Source organism: Mesorhizobium sp. M5C.F.Ca.IN.020.32.2.1, assembly GCF_004023105.1.
Taxonomy (GTDB): domain Bacteria; phylum Pseudomonadota; class Alphaproteobacteria; order Rhizobiales; family Rhizobiaceae; genus Mesorhizobium; species Mesorhizobium wenxiniae.
Genome location: NZ_RZSX01000311.1, coordinates 1 through 6602 on the forward strand (window position 1 = coordinate 1; position 6602 = coordinate 6602).

Genomic DNA, 6602 nt, shown 5'->3' on the forward strand with positions numbered 1-6602 from the left:
GAATGTCGGACGGGTACGCGGCGTCAACGCCTCGTCGTCGCTGATGCCGCCCATTTCGGGCCCCGGCAACGGCGATAGCGGATTGGCCTTGCCCTCGGCCCGTGCACCAACGGCCGAGCAGGCGCCGAAAATCGCGTCGAACAGCAATGGCGCTTTGGCGCGCCCGGCAAAATAGAAATCAAGCCGGTCGAGCGCCAATTCGCTAAGCCTGCCTTTTCCGGCCCGCCCCAGCGTGATGCGCAGCGCCGCCTCGCCGCCAACGCCGCCGATCGGTGTTATGCCGGCCGCTGCCAACCCGCTGCGATCCTGGAAATAACTGACCGATATGATGGCTATCGGCCACAGCGTCATTTCCTGCGCGGTGGTGAATGTGCAGCGCGTCGACAGGCCGGGTTGCAGGCTGGACACCAGCCGCGTGTTCCGCTTGATGACATGGCCGGCAATCATCGACTGGACCTGCTGGCCGGGTTTCAGCACTGCCATTGCCGTTGCCGGCGCGGGCGTAACCAGATCGGGATAGAGGACATCCAGCACGCTGCGTGAAAACCGCGAACGCTCGGCATCGACTTTCAACCGGGTGCGCGCGGCGAGGAAAGCGACGCCGTCAAGCAGCCGCTCGACATACGGGTCCGGGCAGGGGACCGTATCGAGCGAAAGATTGCGCGCCACCGCCGGATGCATGTCGGCAAATTCCGCCGCGAGTCCGCGGATATGGGTCAGTTCCTCCTCGTAATATTCTACGAAGACCCGATCCATCTCAGCTTTCCCTAAATTCGGTCCGCGCCAGGCCGTTGTCGAGATTGATCGTGGTGCGCAGGCGCATGCGTTCCGGCGTCGGCGTCATGATCAGCACGGCGTCTATCTCGATCTTAAGGCCCACACTTTTGTCGCCGAGGGTCACCGTTACCTTGGTTGCGCTTTCCTTGAGACGGGGCTCGAACGTGGCAAGGACCGAGCGGATCTCGCGCGCCAGGGTCTCGCGATCAAAGTCGCGGGACGAACGGCCCGAAAAGGAAGGCACACCGTAGTTGACCACACTTCGGCGCACCTCCGGAAAATCGGCCAATGATGGCGGATTGTCTGCGGCCTGTTCACTTTCGAAATCGGAGAGAAGCGGAACAGCTTCGAAACGCTCGGTGTTGAACAAGGCCTCGATGTCGCGCCGCACGGCCTCCTTGAGGACGCGGGCCGATACGACCACGCCACGGCTTTCGATCTCCGCGCGGTGTTGGGTCTGAAAGGCCAGGCGCTGCAGACGCCGCTTCTGATCGGGCGTCAGCTCCGCGTCGGTATCGATCAGCCGCGCGCTGCCCGCCAGCAGGGCATCCAGCCGGTCCGCGCCAAGCTCGTCCTGTAAGGTCTGGCGCAGCCCGTCTATCTCGGAGGTCACGCCCGGCAGGTCGTTGACGAGGCGGTCCCAAAGAGAGGGCTGGACCGCTTCGCGTTTCGCTCGCGAACTGCCGGTTACCTGTAGCTTGTCCGCGCCGGGCCGCCGCACCTCACTTGCCGACATAGACATCCATTTCGATTTCGTCATCCTTGTTATAGACGAACTTGATCTTCTTGTAGGCGAAGCTGACCTCCTCCTCGATCAGGTCCGCTTCATCTTCGGCCTGTTGCATGTCGTATTCCATTATGGAAGCGTCGGTCAGGGTAACGACCAGATAGTCGCTGGTCTCGCCATCGATGGTCCGGCGGGCGGAGAACACAACTTCGTCCAGCGCCTTGTTGTCGAACAGCGCCTTTTTCAGATACGGCGAGGACTTGTCATAGTGCTTGGTGAACTTGATCATCCCCAGGGACACACGACCGCGGCGTGAGAGCGAATTCGGATCGTACGGCGCGATTATCTTGTAATCGACCCCATGCACTTCGATTTCATCCTCGTGGCCGTCTCGAACGCTTGGACCTTTGATATCCGGAACCTTTAGAAAACCATCAATTTTCACTGGCATTGTCTTTCTCCACCGCTTTCAAACAGAACAAGGTGTGGTTGCTGCGAATCAAGTCTTTACGGACGGGAGTTCCGACACCAGTCGGAGCGAAGCGTTGATGCCCTCCAGCTGGTAATGCGGACGCAGATAGAAGCGAGCATTGTAGTAGCCCGGCCGTCCTTCCACGCTGTCGACCTGGACCTCAGCCGCAGCAAGCGGGCGCTTGGCGCGCGCCTTGTCGTCGGCAAAGGCCGGGTTGGCCAGCACGTATCGGTTGATCCACTCGGTCAACCAGATCTGCATGTCGGAGCGTTCCTTGAACGACCCGATCTTGTCGCGCGCAATGGCCTTGAGGTAGTGCGCAAAGCGCGAAACCGGGAAAAGATAGGGCAGGTTGGCGCTCAGCCGCTCGTTCGACTGTGCGTCGGGATCGACCAGCCGGCCGGCACGTGTCTCGTGTCCTGCAGCGAATGCGCGCCGATGAAAGCCGCGAGATCCGTGTTTTTCCTGTGCAGGATAGGCATCAGCCCCAGCTTGGCCAGTTCTGCCTCGCGCCGGTCGTCGATGGCGACTTCCGTCGGACATTTCATCGCGATCGACCCGTCGTCGGTCGGGAAGCTGTGCACTGGCAGGTTGAGCACCGTGCCGCCATTCTCGACGCCGCGGATCTGCGTGCCCCAGCCATAGAGCTTGTGACTGCGGTTTATGTTGACGCCCATTGGGAAGGCGGCGTTCATCCAGACATATTTGTTGTGGTCGCCGTGCACCTCTTCCTCGAAGGTGAAGCCCTTCACCGGAACGGTCTCCGCGCCATACGGCAGTCGTGCCAGGACGCGGGGCATGGTCAGGCCGATGTAGCGCGCGTCCTCGCTCTCGCGCAGCGATTGCCACGAGGCATAGGCCGGGTTTGAGACGATCATCTGAAGGTCCTGCGGGTTCGGCAGTTCCTGCCAGCTGTCCATGCGGAACAGGCGGGGCGAGGCGGCCGCGATGAACGGCGTATGCGCGGAGGCACACACACCCGACATATTACGCAGCAGGCCGACGTCGCGCGGATGGTTCGAGAATTCGTAGGCGCCGACCAGGCAACCAATCGGCTCGCCGCCCAGCATCGAATACTCGTCCGTATAGACTTTCTTGAAGATCGGGCTTTGGTCCCACATCTGGCCTTCATAGTCTTCAAGCGTGTCGGCGAGCTGCTCCTTGGAAATATTCATCACCCGGATCTTCAGCTTCTGATCCGTCTCGGTGTTGTTGACGAGATACCAGAGGCCGCGCCATGTGCCTTCCATTTCGCGCACTTCCGGCGCATGCAGGATCTCGTTCACCTGCTCCGACAGCATCTTGTCTATGCCCGCGATCAGCGACTTGATCGACTTGATCGCGTTGGACGAGATGGTTGTGGTGTCGGAACGGGACTGCGCCGCGAGGGCAAGATTGCGCACGAGTTGCTGCAGCTTTTCGCTGTCGTCCTTCTTGACCTTGAAATCCTTCTCGAGGAGCCCGCTGAATTCTCCGAGGTCGATGGCTTCCGCCTCAGCGGCAACGGCTGTGGTTTTTTGTTGTTCGGCCATGATTTACTCCTGAACCTTGTCGTCGTCGGATAATGCCTGGTTGGCGATCTTGCCGAGAAGCGGCTCGTTGTTCAGAAGTTGCGCTATGCGCTTTTCGGCGTCGACACGGCCGTCCATGAAGCCGAGCAGTTCCTCGAGCTGACGACGCATCTTGAGGATTTCGGCCAATTGCGGAACTTGCTCGGCGATCTTGTCCGGCGCGAAATCACCCATTTTGGTGAAGGTGAGGTCAAGCGCCAGTTCCTCGTCCCGTTCGGCGCCTTCAGGTTGGGGTAGTGTATTTTTCACTCGGGCTTTCACGCGTGGCCCGAGTGCCTCCATGAACTTGGGGAAGCGGTTGGCGTCGGTCTCGACAAAGGCGCGGTCCAGCACCGATTTCGACGCTTCCCTGGTCTGTGAAGCGCCGGAGAGATCGGCCATCACACCCATGACAAACGGCAGTTCGATCGTCGTCGGGCTGCCGTAGGTCTCCACGTCATAGGCGATCTGCACGCGCGGAGCGCGATTTCGTTCGATGACCTTCGCTTTACTTTCGGCTGGCATGGCTTGTTACCTTTCATCCTTCTGAGCCGTCTTCTTGGCATCGGGAACGCCGGCAAGAAGCCGGAATTCCTTCAGCCCCGACGGGGCGAGATCTTCCATCAGTTCAACGAAATCCATATGCACCATCCGGCGCACGCGGCGGGCGAGGTGCGGGATTGGGCTCGACGGTTCGGTGCGGTCATAGAAGGCCACGACAAGGTCGAGGCATTTCACGACGTCGTCGCGCGAGGAAATCCGATCCGGGAGCCCCGTGCTCGGTTCCGCGTAACTTGCCATACTTGCCATCGTATCGGCTCCATTACCGTTTCGAACTGGCGCTGCTGGTTCTGCAGGCGCGGAAACAGGCTTTGCGGCGCCATTCGCGGTGACGCCGGCGGCCGAGTTTCGTTCGAGGGTCGTCAGCAAACGCTGCAGAAACCGCTTTAACTCCGGAACGGTGGCGCCGCTGCCCTCGATGCGGGCATTGAGTGCGGTCTCCACCGCCTCGAGGGCCGCGATCGCGGCGCGCGCATTGGCAAAGAGCGACGTCATCTCCGCGCCGGCCTGATCGATCTGTGCGGCGCATGCGCTGCGCACCCGGTTCACCAATTGGCTGTGCGCGCTCGCCAGAGCCGCCTTCTCGGTCGCGTTCATTCCCGAGGCCGCTTCCTGAAGCATGACACGCTCGTCGAGCGCGCCCTTCTCCAGATCTTCGCCGAGGATCGGGCCGATTGCACGCGGCGCGAAAAACGTCATTTTCCGCAAATCCTTGAGCAGGCCATCCTGACTGTTCTGGAGGTCAGTCAGCGCATTGATGCGGCGCAGGGCGGCGTCGCGCGGCGTAGCACCGGACCGCAGGGCCGGGTGCATGGTTGCCCAGTGCTGATCGAAGGTCTGCGCTATGAGGGTCAGGCCCTCAGCCAGCCCGGCCAGCCGATACTCGTTGGCCAGAGCACGCGTAACGATGACGAGGAGGCGCAGGTCCCGGCCGTGTGGACGCAGCTCTTCGGCCTTAGTGAGCACCGTGGACCAGTCGATCGGAACGGCAACTTCTAACTTGGCGTTCCCTTGATACTCGACCTTTTTCTGCTGTTCCGTCAGACGCTCCAGCTCATGAAAGGCTGGATCGTTGCGCAAATCCTCCCCTGACGGATTTTCACCGTCCAGCGGATTCAGCCAGAGTGCGAGATCAATCACACCATCCCCCAGCGAGCGGCTCCTGGGCCGTGCGTGACCCAACGTTACCACACCGCGACACTCTACCACAATTTAGTTGCTGCTCAATCTTAATGGAAGCTTGCAGAGCGGGGCCTGAGCTCGAAATCGCTGGCGCAATTGTCGAACCCTATATGTGAAGGCACCGCAAAGAGCTGCGCACTCCACGGCTTGTAGCCGATGGCGTCGGCTTTGCTGTCAGGGGGAAATCGACTGGTTCGAACACCCAGACGCCCCGTCGATAACGCTCTTTGTCAAGTCGCTGCTTATGTGGCAGTTTATTGCCTGGCAGATTGGAGGAGCAAGTTCGATGGAACAGCGCCGGTCGTCGCAGAGCTTTAAACGCAAGGAATTGGTCGGCAAGCTCAACCCCGTCTGTTTGCGTGCCTTCAAGGCTGCAGCCGACACCGCCAAACTGCGCGGCAATCCATATGTCGAGCTCGTTCACTTCATCGAACAACTGGTGCTTTCCGAGCGCTCGGATGTGCAACTGATACTGGCAGACGCCGGGGTGGATGCGAGCCGGCTCACGGCCGATATGACCCGCGCCGTCGACAAGCTGCCCTATGGCGCCACTTCGATCGAGGAGTTTTCCGATCATATCTTTCACGCGATCCAGGAAGCCTGGAGCCTGGCGGGGCTGGAATTCAGCGTCGAGGAAGTCCGCAGTGCGCATATTCTGCTCGCCTGCCTGAAGACGCCGGTGCTGGAAGGCTTGCTGTCAAAGATCAGCGGTGAATTCGACAAGATCGATGCGCAGGCCGTCATTGCGCGGTTCGCAGATATCATGGAGGGTTCACTCGAAGCTGGTGCCTCGACTGAGGTTCCCGCCTCCGAAACACCGCGGCGGCCTCCGAGCGGGGATTCGGCGCTGGCGAAGTATGCGACCGACCTGACCCAGCGCGCCCGCGACGGCAAGATCGATCCTGTCGTCGGGCGCGATCCGGAGATCAGGCAGATCGTCGATATCCTGATGCGACGCCGGCAAAACAACCCGATCCTGACCGGCGAGGCCGGGGTCGGCAAAACCGCGGTCGTCGAGGGCTTTGCCTTGCGCATCGCCGAGGGCGACGTGCCGCCGACGCTGCAGGGCGTCAGTGTGCGTATGCTCGATGTCGGCCTGATGCAGGCGGGCGCCAGCGTAAAGGGTGAATTCGAAAAACGGCTGAAGGCGGTCATTGACGAGGTTCAATCCTCCGAAACGCCGGTCATCCTCTTCATCGACGAAGCTCACACCTTGATCGGCGCCGGCGGCGCGGCAGGAACCGGTGATGCGGCCAATCTGCTGAAGCCGGCGCTGGCGCGGGGTGAGCTTCGCACGATCGCAGCAACGACCTGGGCCGAGTACAAGCAGCAC

The 6602-nt window shown here is 61.0% G+C and carries 6 protein-coding genes and 1 pseudogene; 1 reads left to right on the forward strand and 6 read right to left on the reverse strand.

Annotated features, from left to right (window positions below; genetic code table 11):
* From EOA86_RS16970 to tssA, 6 genes and pseudogenes are all read right to left on the reverse strand, one after another.
* Window positions 1–756: type VI secretion system baseplate subunit TssF (locus EOA86_RS16970; protein ID WP_206630048.1), on the reverse strand; the 756-nt coding region annotated here is incomplete at its 3' end.
* Window position 757: 1 nt separating this feature from the next.
* Window positions 758–1513, reverse strand: a complete 756-nt coding sequence (tssE, locus tag EOA86_RS16975; RefSeq protein WP_127209571.1) for a type VI secretion system baseplate subunit TssE — start codon at window positions 1511–1513, stop codon at window positions 758–760.
* Window positions 1500–1955, reverse strand: coding sequence for an Hcp family type VI secretion system effector (locus EOA86_RS16980; RefSeq protein WP_065006838.1), 456 nt, complete (start codon window positions 1953–1955; stop codon window positions 1500–1502). Before EOA86_RS16980 ends, tssE begins: the two co-directional genes overlap by 14 nt.
* 48 nt (window positions 1956–2003) lie before the next feature.
* Window positions 2004–3508: pseudogene (gene tssC / locus EOA86_RS16985) on the reverse strand (type VI secretion system contractile sheath large subunit).
* Window positions 3509–3511: 3 nt separating this feature from the next.
* Window positions 3512–4051: a type VI secretion system contractile sheath small subunit gene (tssB, locus tag EOA86_RS16990; RefSeq protein WP_128342703.1), complete on the reverse strand. Its 540-nt coding sequence runs from the start codon at window positions 4049–4051 to the stop codon at window positions 3512–3514.
* 6 nt (window positions 4052–4057) lie between these two features.
* The gene (gene tssA, locus EOA86_RS16995) at window positions 4058–5227 is read right to left on the reverse strand and encodes a type VI secretion system protein TssA (RefSeq protein WP_065006950.1); all 1170 of its coding nucleotides are present in this window, start codon (window positions 5225–5227) and stop codon (window positions 4058–4060) included.
* Between the two features lie 328 nt (window positions 5228–5555).
* Here tssA and EOA86_RS17000 point away from each other — a divergent pair.
* Window positions 5556–6602: AAA family ATPase (locus tag EOA86_RS17000; RefSeq protein WP_128342704.1), on the forward strand; the 1047-nt coding region annotated here is incomplete at its 3' end.